Origin of the sequence: Prevotella pectinovora (genome assembly GCF_000834015.1) — a bacterium.
Lineage (GTDB): Bacteria > Bacteroidota > Bacteroidia > Bacteroidales > Bacteroidaceae > Prevotella > Prevotella pectinovora.
Map to the genome: position 1 here is coordinate 31,832 of NZ_JXQI01000018.1, position 18,849 is coordinate 50,680.

The following is an 18,849-nucleotide window of genomic DNA, read 5'->3' on the forward strand; positions in this document are numbered from 1 at the left end:
AGTTATGAGTATAGTAGCAGAACCTTTCAAAGAAGTTAAGGGACTATTCCCTGAAGGCAAAATCATCCTTACCGACGGTCGCGTGCTCGACTGTTATCCGCTTGCGGAACAGAAACCTGAGAAGATAGAATCCGACTCTCTTGAGTTGGACCGAACGGGGCAATATCTCATCATTGGCAGACATAAGCCTACCCCTGTACCGAAACCCTCGGCGACTGTCGTGGAGCAAAGGCAACTCTTCGTCAGCAATGCCTTCTATCTGTTGGCACACAAAGAGCGCATCCTGAGCGACAGCCGTATGTTCCTTTGTCCCGTGGCCATTCAGAACGGCATTGCCTATACGGGCACATCGGGATTCCGCAAACCCACTTTAGGCGTATATCTTGAATGGTGGGGACTGGTAAAAGAAGCCATGCGCACAGACAAGAAAGGTTGTCGAAGCCTTGTCTATCAATTGGCAGGAAGTCCGCTGAGCGGGCGCAACTGTTGCAGTGCCGTGCGTGAGGACGGAAAGACTGAAACCGTAAGTCTGTCGTCGTTCGGCCGCCATTGGGGCCCGTTTATGCAACTCAACCAACGTTATACCGAGGCCAAACAACTCTATCAAGCCTACACGCTTCAGGAAGTGCTCGACATCTTGCATCAAGAAGACGACAACAGCAAGGCTGACTTCTCGGTCATGATTGACGTGCAGTTCATGAAACACGAGATTGAACGCCTCAACCAACGTATAGAGGCGATAAAAGAAGAATGCAACAGGTGGCACGACAAGTACGAAGACGCACTGACAAGGTACAATGAGGAGGAAATGCGTCAAGTGTATGCCGACTGCGAGGCTTTTGAAGCCAATGTCACCAAGAAAATTGACGCACTGAAAGCGCAAAAAAAAGAACTGAAGGCAAACTTGAAGCGTGGGCGCATAGACAACGTCTCATACCAGCGGCAACTGACACCGCTGAAAAAGCGTATCAGCGACTTGTTTTTCCAAATCAGTCGTTACACACATGAGAAAATACAAGACACTTTCCCTGACGAGAAAGACATCAACTTCAATATGATTGAGAAATATTTCGGTAAAAAAGGATAAGGGAAGAACATGTCACAAGAACAAGCTACATATTTGCCACTATGTGAACGCCGTGATATGGCTCGCATTGGATTCTTCGGAAAGGGAAGGATGTACGAAGCATATATCAGGACTGATGACGAATGCCAAGTTCCCCATTTCCATATAAGGAACATTTATACAGAGACGGACACCCCGATTCTGTTACAGTCGAACCATTATTGTCTCCATTCTCATAAGGACTGTAAGGTTTTATCTGATACGGAGCTACAGCAGTTGGCATGTTTTATGGCAGAACCATGCAGAAGTCCTCGTTTCGAAAACAATTACCAATATGCTACTGAGTTATGGAACCTGAACAATGAAAAAAGCTGTTTGGCAAATGGAGATATACCCGACTACGCTTATACAACTATATTCGATAAGTATATTCGATAAGCAAGTGAAATGACAAATCCCAAAACAGATTTGCATAGTAATGTTTACGTGATTATTGATCTTGTTTGAAAGTGATTAATTAAAACACATCTCGTTTTAAAGATAAATATAAAAATTTATTATTTTCCAGCCCAATATTTTGTTTATTCAAATAGATGTTGTATCTTTGCACAAAAAGCAATTAAATTTACTTAAGAATGAAAGAAGTTAATCGAATAAAAGTAGTATTGGCAGAGAAAAAACGTACTTCAAAATGGTTGGCAGAACAAATTGGCAAAAATCCTGCAACAGTGTCCAAATGGTGTACTAACACTATTCAACCTAGTATGGATACATTGTTGGATATTGCCAATGCTTTAGAAATGAATATTCAAGATCTTCTATTACCTACTAATCAAAAATAATATTAAATTATCTATAATATGAAATGTCCGAAGTGCGGATTCGACAGAATCCTTCCAATGTACAAAGTTTGTCCGAAGTGCAAACAACCATTGAATGTTTCCACCGCAGAAACATCAAAAAGTGATGAACCACAGCAGACTCCAGACACCAAGTTGTTTACGGGTATTTTCTGGTCTTATCCTAAAGCGATGAAAGACCCGGAAAAGTTTAAAGAATACGCCAAAAAGAATCCGAATGATAGTGCTCGTTTGATTAACAAGTGGAGAGAGCAAGGGAACGATGTCAGTATATTAGCCGATGCTCATCCTATGAATACTTCATCGCACGTTGCTATTCCAACTTCTTCACACCAACAAGAAAAGCCTTCACAAGCAACAACGCCTTCTGCAACCTCGACTCAAGCATCTGTTTCGACAAAAGGAAAAGCAGATGTGAATGTTTTGTCAGTTGGTAAGGATCATAAGAAACACTATGTTTCATGGACTATTGCTCCCGGTCAGATTGCCCGTAACATCCCAGCTCAAGAATTTATTGAGATGTCTGATGCGGACGGTGTATACGTACAGGAAGGCGTAACAGCTGTCTTGTTCATTGATGGCGTTCAAGCTGCCGAAATGGAAGGTGGCGTTTATACGTTTGCAACAGAAAAAGTACATAATAGTGCTCATAAAGAAAAAATTGAAGAAGATGCAGATATCCGTGCGAAAGAAGGACTTGTTCAGAAACTTGGCCGCATCGGCAGAAGCGTAGCTCATTTCTTCTATCATAGTCATGACGCGATTCGAGAGGAGCGGAAGAAAGACAAAGAACGAATGCGGGAACATATTCGCCGTATCACTTCAACTTCTGTAGTTTCTGTAGTACTTAAGCGAGATGGTGTTGTTAATTTCACCATGGGCATACGCCCCGTAGCCGCTGAAGATGGAAGCAACACCATGGAGTTTGCTCCTTTTAAAATTCGTACGCAATCGTTGACTGTTGATGTGGCAGTGGCTATGGAAGCTCGTATTTATGATTTCCATGAGTTCCGTACAACCTACCTGATGGATCGTAATTCGTATTCAGTAAACGACTTGAGGATTGCCCTCAATACGTTTATGCGAACAACTCTCCAGCGTTTAATGCAGAATTATAACGCAGATGGAGATTTGCTTCCTCAGGAGTTGATGGCATCCATTAGCTATGAGTTGATTGCACAAAGTAAGGATTTGCTTCACGGCATTGCAATTAGTAATGTCCTGGATATAACTACTCAGAACGAAGCATTTGAACGTTTTCGCGCTATTGAGGAGAAACTGTTTTGCACTGATAAGGAAATAGACTATCTGAGCCGAACCAATGAATTTAAGAATCGCCTGCAATCAGTCGAAAATCAACAGAGAATCACAGAAGCAAAGAATGAACTTGATCTTCGCAAAGAGCTTGATAAGATCAATAATGATCAACTTATCCATGAGGATGAGATGGAAGCCTTTGTTGAACTTCTTCAAAGCCAGAAACGCATTCGTGAAGCTCAGACCGAAAATGAAGAACTTGCTGCACTTCTGAAACTTAAAGGCAATCGGCTTATTAGTGAAGATGAATTAGACGCTCTTGAAACAAGCATTCGTGACAAAAAGTTCGATCGAGACCAAGTGTCTGCTGAGTTCCAGTTAAGAGCTGCTAATCGAACAGAAATGTCTCGTGTTCAACTTGATTTACAGTTACACAAGAGTAAACTTCTTGCAGAAGCAGAGTTGAATGACGTTCGGTTTGACGAACTACGTAAAGACCAAGCTCGTCAATTCCAACTTGAAGACGCAGAACAAGAACATGATTTGGCATCGGCACGTCGACAGGACGAATACCAAGATGTTCGTCGTGAGAAAGATGCAGATTTTTCAGACACTCGTCGCGAAAAAGATTTTGACTTCGAACAGCGTCAGAAGGATGCAGAATATGAACGTACACATAGAGCGGCAAAAGATGGTCTTGGTATAGAGAAGGAGCGAAGCCAGATCGAGATGGATATCTTACGCCAAAAAGCAGAGATTGCTCGTCAAAATATGCAATCAATGCAACAGCATGAGCAAGAAATGGCTGAGAAAAAGCACCAAGAGGAGATGGCTCGTATTGCAGCTCAGCAAAATATGACTGCAGAACAACTGATGGCTACTGGTATATCTGGCATGGACGCTGCAGCTCAAAAGGCATTTGCAGAATCCTTAGCTGCAGGTAAAGGTACTGAAAAAGAACGCGAGATGTATGAGCGTATGCTTCAGATGCAAGCAGAAAGCAGTTCTTCTAATCAGGCTCAGCAAGCTGCAATGATGAAGCAGATGATGGAAATGATGCAAGGAGCTATGCAGACCAATGCAACTATGGCAACTAACATGGCAGCAGGTCAAGCAGCCCAGCAGCAAGCAAGTCTTGATGCACTTCAGAATGTTGCAGGAGCACGTCTTGCTCAAACAGAAGCTATGAAGGATGAGTATCACAAGCAAATGGAACATGAGCAAAAGCGTACAGATACTGCTCAGGACAAGGCGCTTAACTACACCACCAAGATAACCCAAGAAGAAATAAAAGCAGCTGCAAAAACGGGGAAGGTGGAAAAAGAATCCAAAGAAAAAGCTCCTTACTATTTACCAGACTTTGGGGCAGATTACACTTTAAAGGAAATAGGAAACCTTATACTTAATGGCACTATTGATCCAGAAACAGAATTGGAAGTTAACGGAGAGTCACTAACAGTTGCAGAAGTTGACGAACTCCTTCCATTCTTGGAGAAAAAATATGGTGGTTCATAAAAAGAGATAATTATGTCAATGTTTATTCCATGCCAGAAATGTGGGCATCAATACGTCGAGGATTGGACCTGGTATGTCTGTGATACATGTGGATATCGTATCTGTATGAATTGCTTTGGCAGTCATTCTGGGCCTGGCAATGGTTATAACATGGGTGGTAGTAAATGTAGCCAGTGTCAAACAGGCTGGCTACATTTACAACATGGAATTCGTTCTGATGTTGATAATTCTCGTCCTACCAGCAAACTTGACGAGTATCTTTTGCGTGCCCGTGGTCAGAAACAAACACCAATAAGCCCTACAGAAGAAAAAGCATCAATAGGAGTCCTAGTTAATCACGATGAGTTTTCTCCGCACCGTTCTTCAAACAAAGTAGCTGATGGTATCATCTTGACTAATACCCGCCTAATTGCCAACAAATACAAGAATACCACGTCCCAAGATGTACTCGGTTTAATTCAAGAGTTTGCAGCTAAGTCTTTTGACATTCAAGGCTTTCAATGGGAATTAATCGACTTGGGAGCAAAGGACATGGATGGAGCATTAGAGCAAGATGCGTCGTGGATAGATTATGCCCAATTACTTTCAGACTATGCAGATGGAGTTGGCATGGAAAAATCTGCAAACACACCTCTATTTATAATTGGAGGTAGTGATGTCATTCCGATGCCTGACTTTTATGCTTCTATCGGACATGATATTAAAACCATTGAAGACTCCGATTTGCTATATTGTTTCCCTATAGATTACGCATGGAAGAGGGTATCAATAAAAGATGCCATTTTCAATGTCGCACGTCTTCCACTTGATTATGTTGGTAAAGGAACTCTTGATTCTACAATTGAGCAAGATCTGGGCGCATATTTCCAACGTGCACTTGATTCATTAGAATACGGAATCCCGTTTACCTATGCCATGATGACCTCTAATTCAGGGAAAACGGATAGAAATGACTGGACCTGGACATCCGCTGATGTAATGGCTAAGTTGCCACAACAGCAATTAGAGAATGATGGTGTACTCACTAAGGACAATATGTTTCTTTGTCCCACATTAGATGTGCTGGGTGAAGAATATCTCAGCAATGAAAATGTAGAGCAATACAAACATCATCTCGAAAAAACAGATATGCTCTTTATAAACTTGCATGGTTCACCTAACAAGAGCATGTCTGGTTATCTTGGAGCGGAGAATCAAACTGCATACTGGGGAATGACAACAGAACTTATGAAACTATTACAAGTTCCCATAATAAATGCATTCCCATGCTATGGTGCTCGATATGGCCAATATTATTTTGACAACAATGATGGTTCCGTATCTGATTATGAAGTGTATGACCGCGAAGATTCTATGCTCCTTACTGCTTTCTACGAAAGTAATGTTCTTCTATTTACAGGCTCATGCACTTGCAGCATGTGCAGCAATGTAATAGGAAGTGGCTCTGCAACAGATCATATCAACGAAAGTGTTAGTGCCGTTGACCTCTTGATGCCAGCGGGATATGCTGAAGCAATGTTAAAACTTTATGCTTGCTATCTTATTCAAGGAGAGCCAGCTGGTTATGCTCTTTTGCATGCTAAGATTGATTACCTGAATTATCGTGCTAAATACGAGAACAAGGATTTAGTGTTTCTTACACTTAACCAGTTCAATCTATTTGGATGTCCGACACTTTTCCTTTCCCCTCAGGATGTTACTCGTCAATTAAAGGAGTCGTTTAAGTCATTCTCAGTAGAACCTAAAGAACTTCCTGATGTGAACTATAAAACGGAGTTTGATAGATTTGAGCAGGGAATTGATGGCGTGCTCAATCGAGCAAGATTACTCGTAGATAATAATTTAAAGTTGTTAGATGAAAAGGTTCGCACTCTGCTTTATGACAAGCTTGGGCTTGATGAAGATAATCTTACTCGAATAGAATCCGTTGAGTATAATGGTCAGCAATCGTACAACTTGACATATTCAAAAAAGAATCAAATGTATCCTGAGTTCTATATTGTTCAGACGGATAAAAATGGTAATATTATAGAAGTATTAGAATCTAGGTAAATCATATATTTCAATGAAAGTAAAAATCATTAACAAAGGAATAGAAGGCGATTCTTTATGCTTTAAAGTCATGGACTCAAGTGGTAAAGAATACATAATTGGTGATTGTAAAATCAAGGATACTCTCGGCACATATGAAGGATATTTTGGCTCTTACGAGGGACATCCTGCCCATTTGAACATTTTATCAGAAGATAACATAGAATTATTAGTCAACAATGAAAATATGTCCTAAATGTAACAAAGAGTGGCCTGATGAGTTCATGGCTTGTCCATTAGATGGAACAGCCTTGATTACTAAACCACAGCAACCTGCAGGTTTTAGTCTAAATCTGGGTGATGCCAACGCCATCTCTGGTGGTGTCAACATGTCTGATAACCACTCAGTAAGTAATAACACAGTCAATACTACCACAAGTAATGTTGACTCACATAATGTTATTACGAATAACATCACACAGGTTGAGCGTGAAAAGACTGCTGAAGAATTGAAACATGAAAAAGAGCTTGCTTTCCGTGAAGAATGTCTCAAAGTATATAGCAATGGCATAATGACCTCCGAGGGAAAGCGCAAGTTGGATGACTTGCGATACCGATTAGGTCTAGACGAGAACACTGCCAATAAGATTCTGTCCGAGGTTACAAAACGGTCAGAGCGCAAGTCTTCCTCTTTGTCACCTGTTCATCAGATTACTTATTACAATATTAAGACTGCCATCATTGCAAACCGTCTTGATTTGGTTGATCGTTTGATGGCTCAACTGAAAGCAATGGTTCAACGCTATTCCGCAGAGGAGATACAGTTTACGTATTATATGCTCCAGGCTGTCCTTCATCCGAAGGAATGCACAGAAGAATATGAAAGCCATTATGAAGACAAATACTGGCAGACATTCTGGTCTTCCATAGCTTATCGCCGATTGGGTAACATAGAAAAGTCAGAACTTTTAGTTGCTGATGTCGGTGACAAATGGACGGATACAATTCCCCAAGAGAATGTCTTTGTACTTGCGACCGTAAATGCTCTCATAGACAAGGATATGGATACTGCAAAATCTCTTTTTGACAACATTGGCGGTGAACATTCACCATATCTTTCGAATCTTGCAACATGCTTGTATACATTAATATATGGGGACATGTTATCTCCTGAGGAATTGAAGCAAATGAAAAAAGACAGCGTATTCTATACAAAAAATCTATTTGCTGAAATTAACGAATATCACTCTGAGAAGAAACGTTTAGAGGCAGAAGCCGAAGCCAAACGTGTTGCAAAAGAGAAAAAGTTACAAGAAGAAACTGAACGATTAGCTAAGGAAAAGAAAAAGCAAGAAGAAGCAGAAGCCCTACGTGTTGCTGAAGAGAAGAATCGGAAGGCAGAAGCAGAACGTATTGCAGAAGAAAGCACTAAAAAAGCTTCTGCTGTAACGAAATTTGACACACAGTTAATGCTGCCTTATATCGACGAATTTGGATATTTGCGTAAACTTGACGCTTCAGGATTAGCCGAATTGAAATCTGTCTTATTAACCGTACCCAAAAACAACTATCAAGCGAAATTTCTTCTAGGACAACTCTATATACAGGAAAATACAAGCGCTTCAAATCTCAGGTTGGCATATGATGCAATAAAATCAGCCTCAGAGCATGGTATCTACGAAGCAGGAGCATTTATGGCTTACTTTTACCTCTATGGTAAAGTTGTCCCCCAGGACTTAGACGAGGCAGAACGTCGCATTAAAATTGATGACGATTTCAAAAAGAATCCAATTTTTGTGCAGATGATGGTTGATTTATATGTCCAAAAAGGCAATGCCATGTTGGCTGATGTATGGAAATCGAAATTAAAGAAGTTTAAATAAACAAATTATAATCAGATATAATTATGAAATTAGTATGTCCAGACTGCGGAAGACAGTATGAATCTGGCAAATTTTGCCTAGAGTGTGGAGGTAAACTTAAAGAAGTTACTCCGGAACTAGTGTGTCCGTCTTGTGGATACAAAGCAAAATCTGGTAAGTTTTGTCCAGAATGCGGGACTAAACTTACAGAACAAATAGCTACAGTGGAGGAAACATCAAATCCGAAATCAGTAGAACACACTTTTAATGAAAAAGATCCTCGTTTTGCTAAATATTACGACAAGAAAGGTTTCCCTCGTACTATTCCACAAGAAGAACGTAATGTGACAATAGAGGAACTAACGTTATTTGCCAATCAGGATATTGCAGAAGCAAAGATGCTTTTGGGATATATCCTCATGAGTAATGCCAAGAATGAGGATACTGCTTTCAAAGCATTCAATTTATTAAAAGAAGCCGAAGAAGCAGGAGATAAATTTGCCTACTATCTAATAGGATATTTTTATTATATGGGTGCAGAACCTCTACTTGAACAGGACCATAGCGAAGCAGAGAAGCGTATGCTAGAGTATTACAAAGAATATGAAAATGGTGACGCAGCACAACTACTTGCGGAGCTGTATGCATTTAGCACAGAGAAATGTGATTACAAGAAAGCTTTTGATTATGCAACTATAGCGGCTGAAGATGATGAATGTGGTGGCTACCTTGTTTTAGGATCATTATATTTAAATGGGTGGGGAATTGAAAAGGATGTCAACAAAGCACTTGAAAACTATAAAATGGCAGCTGCTCTCGGAGATGAAACGGCCATGAATCAAATCGGTATTATCTACATGGGCAATGAGGGAATTGATGAGAACCCAGAACAGTCATTCTATTGGTTCAATGAGGCATCTAAGAAGAATTCTGCTGTTGGTATGTATAACCTGGGCTATTGCTACAAGAATGGTTACGGGACAGAGACCGATATAGAGCAAGCTGCTGAATGGTTCAAAAAAGCTGCAGAACAGGGCTATGTAGATGCCATGTGCGATTTGGGCGAATATTACCAAGAAAACCTAGTTGATTTTAACAAGGCAAAAATGTGGTATCTTAAAGCTGCTGAATTAGGTAATGCTGAAGCACAAAACAAATTAGGAGTACTTTATGCCGATATAGAGAATGACTACAAAGAGGCAATCAAATGGTATAAGAAAGCCATGGAGCAGGATAATCCATGGGCATATCGAAATCTTGGAATTTGCTATCGCGAAGGAAATGGAGTTAAGAAAAACTTAAAGAAAGCGGAGGAACTATTTTCAAAAGCTTCAGAACTTGGCATTGAGGATGCAATTGACATAAAAGAAGACATGATTTCTTCTCAAGAAGACGAAGATATAAACATGGCAAATTCTCTTCTTGACGAAGGAAAACAGAAAGAAGCGGTCGCAATATATAAAGAACTTGCAAAAAAAGGTAATGCACGCGCTCAAGGCAATTATGGTAATTGTTTATTAAATGCATGGGGTGTAAAACAAAATCTAAAAGAAGGAATTGTCTGGCTTGAAAAATCCGCCAATCAAGATAATGAATGGGCGTGTTTGCGATTGGCAGAAGCATATCTTGGATGGGACTATAGGGGCAAAAGCCTCCAATATGATGCCGAAAAAGCAAAAGAATGCCTTAGTAAAGCTTTGTCATTGGGAGCTGATCCGGAAGAAGTTAATCATTTGGCATTGATGACAGTTCCTTCTGTTGAATTATCTAATATTCAAATTAATAAGAACGTAAAAGAAAAAAGTGTCTTAGGCTTTGAAGTAGTATTAAAAATGGTGGCAAGTAGAATGATAGGACGTAAACTGAACCTTTCTGCGTATTGTATTCCTAAAAATGGAGATACCAGTTGTTTAAAAACACCTGGAGGTAGGAAATATATGAATCCTGCTACAAAAGAAGTGACTAGGTCTCCACAAAATTGTCTCTATTCTGAAATCTGTAAGCCTCGCTTATCTTCAACAGTATGGGCTGATTATAAATTCTTTATTCCTTACGCTGACATATTAAACCATAAGGCCAAATGGGAAGAGACATTGGTCTTAATAGCGTGGGATCAAACTAATAAGAAACCTGAGTTGCTCGCGTGTGAAGAAATTCCATTTTCTATCTCATGCACTACACATACGTTCCGTTCCAATGAGTGGGATTTTACGTTACTTAGTCCGAAGTCAAAAAAAAGGTTGGTGACAGTTCCCAAGAAGACATTTTCTATAGTTACAACTACTCCCCCCCAAAAAAGAGAACAAAGTGAAATAGCCAAACTTCCCTTGAATGAAATTAAAAAAGCGGCAAATGCATCATATCCGAAAGAGTCATTGAAGTCTCTTGCTGTTGCGACACTGAAGATTGCAGAAGTAATTGAAGAGAGACTTCCAAATGCAGATGTGTCTTATATGGTTCATCCATCAGAGTTTGACTCCAGCGTCAATAAAGAAGCATTGCCTATTCATTTCCTTTTTAAGAAAGATGGAACTCCCGTTGTAGCAGTTGTAGCGGTTACGTCAAATGGATACAACGCTACTCATGTTATAGAAACTGCTGATGCATGTAAAAAAAATGGAATAGGATACGTGAGAGTGTTTGCTGACGGCTATTACGCTGATTGGATTCAAGGATGGAAATTGAAGTCTTTATCCAAGTCGCCTTGGTTTGTCAAGGAACCAGTATCTCAAGAAACTATTGATTTCTGCAAAGGTTGGTTGGTTGATAGAATAAGTGAATACTTATAATAAAAGCTTAAGGATACCTATGGTACCTGCGATGGGCCCAGCATGTAGAAAAGAATGTTCTTGCAGGTGAACTCTTCATGTACGGTCTCGTATCCCGAACGATCGGGATTTAATAATTCCTTGAGTTTCCCGGCACCTCATGTGCCTCTCACTTTGAGGTGCCGGGTTTTTCTTCAGATATGAGTGTTATTGATAAGTTATCTAGTCATGAAATATGGATATCTTTTCTCGATGAGAAGATGTCAACGAAGAATATGGATAAAGGACAAATTGAGGATTTGTCTTCCTTTATCCATAATAGGGAATATCTTGGAGTAATTGATATAATTAAAAATAAAGAAAATTTTCAGCCACCGGTAAAAAAGATGGTCAGTAAGCAATATAGTTCAAAAAAGAGAATTGTTTATTCTTTTTCTAGAGAAGAGAACTATGTACTAAAGCTATTAACATACCTATTGATAAGGCAATATGACTACATTTTTGCAAAGAATCTTTATTCTTTTCGTGCTAAACATGGAGTCAAGAAAGCAATTGATTATTTAAGAAGAGATCGTCATCTCTCTAATAAATATGTCTATAAAGTAGATATTCACGACTACTTTAATTCTGTAGACATAAATATCTTGCTGCCTAATCTGAAGGAGATTATGAAAGATGATATTGATGCTTATTCTTTTATTGAAAGATTATTAACAGATTCGCGAGCAGTGACGCCTAATGGCGATATCATATATGAAAAAAAAGGCATTATGGCTGGAGTTCCACTCTCCTCATTTCTGGCCAATGTCTATTTATGTCAGTTAGACTGGTATTTCTATAATAATGGGAATCGGTATGCACGTTATTCAGATGATATGATTGTTTTTGCAAATAGTGATTTAGAAAGGCAAAATTACGTTACATATATTCATTCCTACCTTGCGGATATGCATTTGTCTGTTAACTGTGAAAAAGAGTCTTTTTCAAATCCTCATGAGCAGTGGGACTTCCTTGGTGTATCATATCATGATGGGATATTTGACATTTCTCCTATCTCAGCCAAGAAGCTGAAGAAAAAGATGTGGCGCAAAAGCAGGGCATTACTAAGATGGAAGAACCGGAAACATATAGAAAATATTTATGCTGCAAAAGCTTTTGTTAAAGCATTTAATAAAAAATTGTATGATAACCCCATAACCTCTGAACTAACTTGGACACGATGGTTTTTCCCAATAATAAATACGACCGAAACAATTAGTATGCTTGACCATTATATGCAAGAATGCATAAGGTACATTGCGACAGAGAAAAGAACAAACAAAAGATACAGTTTTAAATATGATATGATAAAGGACTTAGGTTATAGAAGTCTTGTTCATGAATACTATATAGTAATGGAAGAAAATATTTATACTGAATCCTAATTCTATAAATAAAGAATCGGCTTAGTCATATTATAACTGTTTAAGATGAAGAAAATTGTAAGTACACAAGGGCTCACTTATGGCGAATTTCGCGAAAAATCTTTGAGTATCGCGATATCAGAGCGTATCAATAACCGCTTGGAGCATTCTTTTTTTCAAAATTATGGAGAAGCTGTTCATACATCATTCAACCTTTCATATAATGTAATTGCTGGCGAAATTACCCAAATAGTACTTGATTACACAATTGACAATCCGACTTCTATTAGACTTGAATGGTTTCGGGAACATTGCGATAATTTCTTTGCCCTGAATCATTTCATTGTCGATGCTCTTGACCAGAAAGATCCACATGTATATTATTTTGCCACCGATATGTTTGAAATGGCATCTCTAATTCATGCTCTTGATATTATGTCTGTTAGTTTAGAAAGCATAATGTGTGCTATTGATGCGAAATTAACCTCTAAAGATGCCATATATACCCCATCAGGTAGTACGATCATACAAATCCCTGATGTTCCTCGATATTAAATAAAAGAAGATACTTTGTGGATTGCACCTGGCGCTTTCAAAAACTGCTACCGACTTAGATATTTAGATATACCTTGTAGCATGATTAATCATCATGATCTTCTTAATACATACAACTATCCTTTAAAGTACAAGGTGTGGGAAACTCGTTATGATGGGACCCAAGAGACAGACAAGGATGAGGATGAACTTTTTGAAGATGAACATCATGTGCGTTATAGCAAAGACTGGAAGAAACTTCTTTATGTACCGAATTCCTTCTGCCCATCATGTTTTTACATAGCTGACGAAGTTGAGGAAATTGATAATTTAACATTTGTAGATACTATCTTGAACTAGCACTCCCCGGTTCTGTTGGGATCATTGGAAATTACTTGACATCAGTGTAAAACCATTCATGGCATAGGTTTCATGAAGATTGCAAGTTATAAGACAAGCTATCAGGCCATTTACATCAAGAAAAATAAAAGTTAAAAGAGCTATGATAAAAAGAATAGTAATGACAAAATCTGTGTTTGACAATTGGCAGGCTCCGTCAATGGAAGAAGCCATTAATGAAACCTCTTCACTACTAACCAAAGCTCTATGGGGCGATGGTCATCCTTTCAGAGAGATAATGCGTCAAAAAGTCAATGACGAAGACCTTGCGGAAAGACGTATTAAATTTTTTGTCGTGTTGGAGGAGGAATATACTAAGCATCCAAAGACAGGAAAACATGTGACAGCTTTCAATGTCAGTAGTATAATGTTGGAAGTTGCCATGAAAGATCTAATGCTCGATTACAACTTGGCAGGTCACCATCAAATGCAGACTAGATATATAAATGGAAAACTATGTGATTTTATCCATCAACAAGGTTTTAACATACCCTGTAAAGATCCTGATGAAATAGAATCGTTTTTAAACTTTCTTTCAAAAGACATTCCGTGCATTTGGGATTATTTTAATGTAATAAAGTTAGAAGAATACTGATTGAAAAAAATCTGACTTGTTTCTTGGATATGGAAAGTCCTATGCAAGTCTGTGAGAACATAGAGCAGCGTAAACGTCGCCATGCTTTCTACCTGCGTAACGGGTTTAGGGACACAAATGTCTATCGTACCTACGACGACATCACCATGACCATTATGATGATGGGCGAAGGTACGTTCACCATGAAGGATTGGGATGACATCACCCACGAACTGCAACAGTTCTGGTGGCCTGATGACATCAAAGAAGAGTAGTGTGGCTCTTAGCCAGACTGCTATCTGTCACGTCTAAAGTCATTCCGGCTATCACCTCTCCACCATGCGCCAAGCACGAGGAAGATGATGCGGAAGACTATGACGATGATGATAATGCTTCCAATATCACTCATAAATCATACATTTAGTTATCAAAACACATTCACTATAGGGATGTTCTGAGCCATTGCCTTACGGATGGTGTAGAATGTTCCTCCTTTCTCACGGCCATCATAATAGCCTATGAGCAGTGAGGAATTGTTCACCATGAACTCATCCCTGTCCAGGAAACACCTTGGATAATATCTCTCACTGAGCACAATCACCTCATCAGCCACCTCCAGCAACCTGTCATATCGTTTTCGGTCATAGAAGCCGAAACGAGCGGCTTGTCCCTTGAAGGGGACAGCAGCTGTCAATATGATGTCTGGATAGATCTGCTTCAATGACACTACCACCTCAGCCGCCATCATGTCAAATCCAATGGCAAAGCCGGATATGAAGTTTCGGATGCCATTCCCATAAGCATCAAGAACAGCTCTTGTCAACCTCTTCTTGACGTGCTCTCTCAATGAAGCATCGACGAAGCGATGCCCCGTAAAGGCGGCTGTTGCCGCCCGGCTAAATTTTCTCTGTTCCATATAATCATCAATAAGTTGGTACATATCTATATGAAGTCTTTCCGAGGAAGATGCCATTGGTCACATGTGCTCCGACTCTCTCCAACTGCGCTGTATAGGCACAGAAAGATGTTCCTGTAGTAACCACATCATCCCATACACACACTATCTTGTTGCGAAAGAAACTTGCATCAACCTCAATGGTGTTGCTTTCTTCAAGTCGCTTGGCTCTGACCTCTTTCTTCATCTTGGTTCCATGAACGGCAGACCGCTCTCCAGACACCTTGACATGAGAAAAGCCATCGATGGCACCCGACAACTTACATACAAGTGCGGAAAATGCCTTGTTCCGTTCCTCGTTACGCTCTTGGCTGCTGGCAGGGACGCATGAGAAAACCACCTTTCCAATCTTGCGCCCGAACTTCCTTACAAGTTCCTTTGCCACGAACTGAGCTACTTGGGGCTGGTTGCATCCGTCCTTGAAATCAAAGATGGTCTGCCTGTCGAACAAAGCATCTATGCCCACATTCTTGATGCGAGTTGGATAGTAACGGAGGAAACTGCTGAGTTCCTTGTCCTCTTGACCCTTGATGAAAACCTTGACCATGTTCATTGTCGCTCGAATTTTTTATTTCCCTTTCATTAAATCCTTTCGGACTGTGACCAGGGAAGATTTTTTCTGCACCCAGAAGTGCGGGAGCGGCAATGAGGCAAGTCTGCCGTGAAGAATACTCTTTTCAGCAAAAAGGAAGATTGTTCACGAAGCACGACTTGCTATTTGACGTGGACGCATTAACTTCGCAGAAAAAACTTTCCGCTGTCACTTGTCCGACATGGAGATAGGTGAAACCATCTGATGAACTTCGGTTCATGTATAATACAAGGGTATTGACCTGTCAAGGAGATTAAAAGAAGCCGTTTCGCCCTTCGGATCCGTGAACCCGAAGGGCGAAGCCGCCAGAGAAGGCATCATGCCTTTCTTCCTATCCGTTCGTTGAACTCATTGGCATAGAACACTCCCAAAAGGTATTGCTCCAGCTGCTCCAAAGGCAGATAGTCAGTGCATCTTGTCCCGAACTCTCCAGGAGACGGAACTACATAGACAGCATACCTTGCCCCACAACGGGCATCGGCAGCACGGAGGATGGCTTTAGGGTTCATCTGAGTGACCCATTGCTCAATCATGGTTTTTCTCTGCTTGTTGGTCATATCGCTCAATATTTAGTTAGATACCATTCATTGATATTCCAGACCTCGATGTCATAGTTGGTCTCATAGCCTTGCGTCTGGTAAGCAAACTCCAACTCCTTGCGGAGTCTGCGCCTTGCCTCGGCTTCCAGTACACGCTTTGAGGTCTTTTCTATCTCTTCCTCGCTGAAGAACTCGTCCAGTTCTATGCGGTGGTTCTTCACGATGGCATTCACGGCAGCCCATTTGCTGGTGAATACTCCGGCACAATCCCGATGGTTTGTGCTGTGCCATGCGTCAGTTTCGTACACGACAAATATCTGTCTCATAATACTCTGGAGTTGTAGGGATAGGCAGCGGAGTTGCCACCTATCCCATGTTTATTGATTATTTTCCTATCTCACTGATTATGTAGTCAAGATGTCCAGCGAAGACATCATCCACCTCAATCTCATGCTCGTTGCCTCGGTCGTTCTTCTCATCACCAATGATGGTGAAATAACCGTCTTTGTCCACTCTGACCGAAAGGATGACCACATCGCAAGGCTCGTCATAGTCGTATGCTGCTACGATAGGACATTCACCCTCGAAGTGCCATTCATAGCCATCATCCACCTTTTCGCCACGAAGTCTGAGCTTTGCGGCAAGTTCCTCCTGCTCACGGTGCTTGACCTCCTGCACACTGTCATAGATGGAAAAGTCTTTGAGTTTCCCTTGACGTTCAAAGTGCAACTCTTCGCCATCCGAATGACAAATGCCGTATTCATGGAACTGCACCGGCACGAAGTCGATGGGTGCTGCCATCCAAGAAATGTTGTTGAGCGAATAGTCATGCTCTGCCAAGAACTGCTCGATGTCCTCTTCAATCATGTGGTCGGGAACATTCAAAACCTCGATGCGCACGTTTGCGCTGTCCATAACGATAATCTTCATAATCTGATGCGTTTATAGGGTTATGCATTAGTCTTTGTCATAGAGCCGTGAGAGAAACGCTTGCAGTTCTGCGTCCTCAATCTCTGCAAGGGTGCAAGGCTTGAAATCCTTGTCTTGCTCAATCCTCAATGTGCCAAGTCCATACTCACTTGCATCATAGGTGATACCTGCCATTTCGGTTGCGGACTGGTAGCCGTACTCCGTTTCTTGCAGTCCAGTAACAATGCCATAGAGTGTGAAGTCATTGCCTTCCTGCTGTCCTTCCATGATGTACCAGCGGATATTGCCAAGGTAAAACACTGCGATGCAAAGTGCATCCTTCTTCTTCGCGTCCTGAGAATACAGGGGATAACTGCTCAGTGCCTCGGTCAGCTCTGGCGTTATCAGTCGGTTGTTGAAATTTGTTGTTGCCATACTCTTGAATTTTTATTTTCCCTTTCTTTCAAGCATTTCAGCCTGTGATCGGGAATTTTTCTGCTTTTCAAGGTGATAGCAAGACAATAAGGCAAGAAAAGTTTCAAGAATACTCTTTTCAGCGAAAAGGAAGATTGTTGAAAGCGAAGCCCTGCTATTCTTGACGGTTTGAATGGCGAAACTACCTTTGCAGAAGAATTCTTTTTCACGGGCTATAAAGGATATGACAGAAAATGTCATGTATAACAATAAAAGGTGGGGCGGGCTTGTCCAAACAGGCATCCTCAGCCAGTATGTCAATAAGAGGAGTCTCCATCACAGCCGAAAAGACAGAACGTATCTGGCAAAGTGTTTAGTTTTGCCAAATACCTTCTGGCAAGGCTTGATAGAGTCTCCTTGACATACCTTTGGCAGAGTGAGGAAACTCTTATGATCAACTCGCTTGACCACAAGAGTTTTCCCTCTATGACAAACTGAGAATGCTGTTTAGGCAATGGTGAGGGCGTAGATTATAAGTGGACTGTACGTTAGGGTAGGATAAAGAATTTCGTCAGATTAAAACTGGTATGGGTTGGGAATGAAGCAAAAGTTCTGCAAGGGCAATCTTCTCGACGAAGTGACGAACAGCCAGCAAGAACAGCGTCAGTGTAGTTTCGCCTTGCGATCTCACCGACCCTGTTTGAAGAAGACTGGCCGCCTTTTCGTGATTGCCACTCCCTATAACAGTGTCTTTTCTTTCATGTCATGCTCTGCTGACTGAAAATAAAGTCTCTGTTAAAGGGACAGAACTTAGCTTCATGCCGGGGTGGGCGAAGCATTAAGACACAATGTAGAAGTTTAGATGAGATGGAACATCTAGGTTGTCTTGGAATATAAGAGGTCAAGATGAAATGTATAAAGCCATATAAATGGCAGACATCTAAACGGATGGACTTGCTTCAGATGCCGAGCATGTGCGCTATGCGATCATCCTTGGCAACTGAAGCAAATCGTTCCGTGTTTGCCTCTCCTGAAGTAGGTGACTTACCCTAAAAAAACTTGACACTTTTGGATGCCTAAAACAAAAGTGTATGAGAACAAAAGTAAAACGTGAAAGAGATCGTGTCCTAAATGAAGCGACAGGTCAGTATGAATGGGTATGGGTAGAATC

At 40.7% G+C, this 18,849-nt stretch carries 17 protein-coding genes; 11 read left to right on the plus strand and 6 right to left on the minus strand.

The features are described 5' to 3' along the window. The first annotated feature begins 4 nt into the window (after positions 1-4). The 11 genes from ST42_RS01945 (at position 5) to ST42_RS02005 (ending at position 14,544) form a co-directional block, all read left to right on the plus strand. Positions 5-1,087, plus strand: a complete 1,083-nt coding sequence (locus tag ST42_RS01945; protein ID WP_052485550.1) for a hypothetical protein — start codon at positions 5-7, stop codon at positions 1,085-1,087. A gap of 614 nt (positions 1,088-1,701) precedes the next feature. Then, positions 1,702-1,908, plus strand: coding sequence for a helix-turn-helix transcriptional regulator (locus tag ST42_RS01955; RefSeq protein WP_042519859.1), 207 nt, complete (start codon positions 1,702-1,704; stop codon positions 1,906-1,908). Positions 1,909-1,965: 57 nt separating this feature from the next. Continuing rightward, on the plus strand, positions 1,966-4,698 hold the full coding sequence (locus ST42_RS01960) for a hypothetical protein (RefSeq protein WP_042519860.1): 2,733 nt from the start codon (positions 1,966-1,968) through the stop codon (positions 4,696-4,698). A gap of 150 nt (positions 4,699-4,848) precedes the next feature. Continuing rightward, positions 4,849-6,750 carry a hypothetical protein gene (locus ST42_RS01965; RefSeq protein WP_044072071.1) on the plus strand — a complete coding sequence of 634 codons (1,902 nt, stop codon included), beginning with the start codon at positions 4,849-4,851 and terminating at the stop codon, positions 6,748-6,750. Between the two features lie 13 nt (positions 6,751-6,763). Then, positions 6,764-6,985 carry a hypothetical protein gene (locus ST42_RS01970; RefSeq protein ID WP_044072073.1) on the plus strand — a complete coding sequence of 74 codons (222 nt, stop codon included), beginning with the start codon at positions 6,764-6,766 and terminating at the stop codon, positions 6,983-6,985. Next, a complete protein-coding gene (locus ST42_RS01975; protein ID WP_042519425.1) occupies positions 6,969-8,612 on the plus strand; it encodes an SEL1-like repeat protein in 1,644 nt (547 codons plus the stop codon). Before ST42_RS01970 ends, ST42_RS01975 begins: the two co-directional genes overlap by 17 nt. A gap of 23 nt (positions 8,613-8,635) precedes the next feature. Then, a complete protein-coding gene (locus ST42_RS01980; RefSeq protein WP_044072075.1) occupies positions 8,636-11,380 on the plus strand; it encodes a double zinc ribbon domain-containing protein in 2,745 nt (914 codons plus the stop codon). 254 nt (positions 11,381-11,634) lie between these two features. After that, entirely contained in the window at positions 11,635-12,783 is a 1,149-nt protein-coding gene (locus ST42_RS01985) for a reverse transcriptase domain-containing protein (protein WP_197068898.1), read from the plus strand. Positions 12,784-12,828: 45 nt separating this feature from the next. Further along, a complete protein-coding gene (locus tag ST42_RS01990) occupies positions 12,829-13,317 on the plus strand; it encodes a hypothetical protein (protein WP_042519422.1) in 489 nt (162 codons plus the stop codon). A gap of 481 nt (positions 13,318-13,798) precedes the next feature. Continuing rightward, positions 13,799-14,290 carry a hypothetical protein gene (locus tag ST42_RS02000; RefSeq protein ID WP_042519420.1) on the plus strand — a complete coding sequence of 164 codons (492 nt, stop codon included), beginning with the start codon at positions 13,799-13,801 and terminating at the stop codon, positions 14,288-14,290. Between the two features lie 29 nt (positions 14,291-14,319). Beyond that, positions 14,320-14,544, plus strand: coding sequence for a hypothetical protein (locus tag ST42_RS02005; protein ID WP_052485504.1), 225 nt, complete (start codon positions 14,320-14,322; stop codon positions 14,542-14,544). A gap of 152 nt (positions 14,545-14,696) precedes the next feature. On the opposite strand, the gene ST42_RS02010 is transcribed toward ST42_RS02005, so the two are convergent. The 6 genes from ST42_RS02010 to ST42_RS02035 form a co-directional block, all read right to left on the minus strand. Continuing rightward, positions 14,697-15,185 (minus strand): SLOG family protein, encoded by a 489-nt coding sequence (locus ST42_RS02010; protein WP_042519426.1) that lies wholly within the window; start codon positions 15,183-15,185, stop codon positions 14,697-14,699. A 7-nt stretch (positions 15,186-15,192) separates the two neighbouring features. After that, complete coding sequence (locus tag ST42_RS02015) at positions 15,193-15,777, minus strand: type I phosphoribosyltransferase (protein WP_042519418.1); 585 nt, start codon at positions 15,775-15,777, stop codon at positions 15,193-15,195. A 356-nt stretch (positions 15,778-16,133) separates the two neighbouring features. Continuing rightward, positions 16,134-16,373, minus strand: a complete 240-nt coding sequence (locus ST42_RS02020; RefSeq protein ID WP_042519417.1) for a hypothetical protein — start codon at positions 16,371-16,373, stop codon at positions 16,134-16,136. A 5-nt stretch (positions 16,374-16,378) separates the two neighbouring features. Next, positions 16,379-16,681: a hypothetical protein gene (locus ST42_RS02025; protein ID WP_042519416.1), complete on the minus strand. Its 303-nt coding sequence runs from the start codon at positions 16,679-16,681 to the stop codon at positions 16,379-16,381. Positions 16,682-16,739: 58 nt separating this feature from the next. Further along, positions 16,740-17,285: a hypothetical protein gene (locus ST42_RS02030; protein WP_042519415.1), complete on the minus strand. Its 546-nt coding sequence runs from the start codon at positions 17,283-17,285 to the stop codon at positions 16,740-16,742. 27 nt (positions 17,286-17,312) lie between these two features. Next, a complete protein-coding gene (locus ST42_RS02035; protein WP_042519414.1) occupies positions 17,313-17,699 on the minus strand; it encodes a hypothetical protein in 387 nt (128 codons plus the stop codon). Between the last annotated feature and the right edge of the window lie 1,150 nt (positions 17,700-18,849).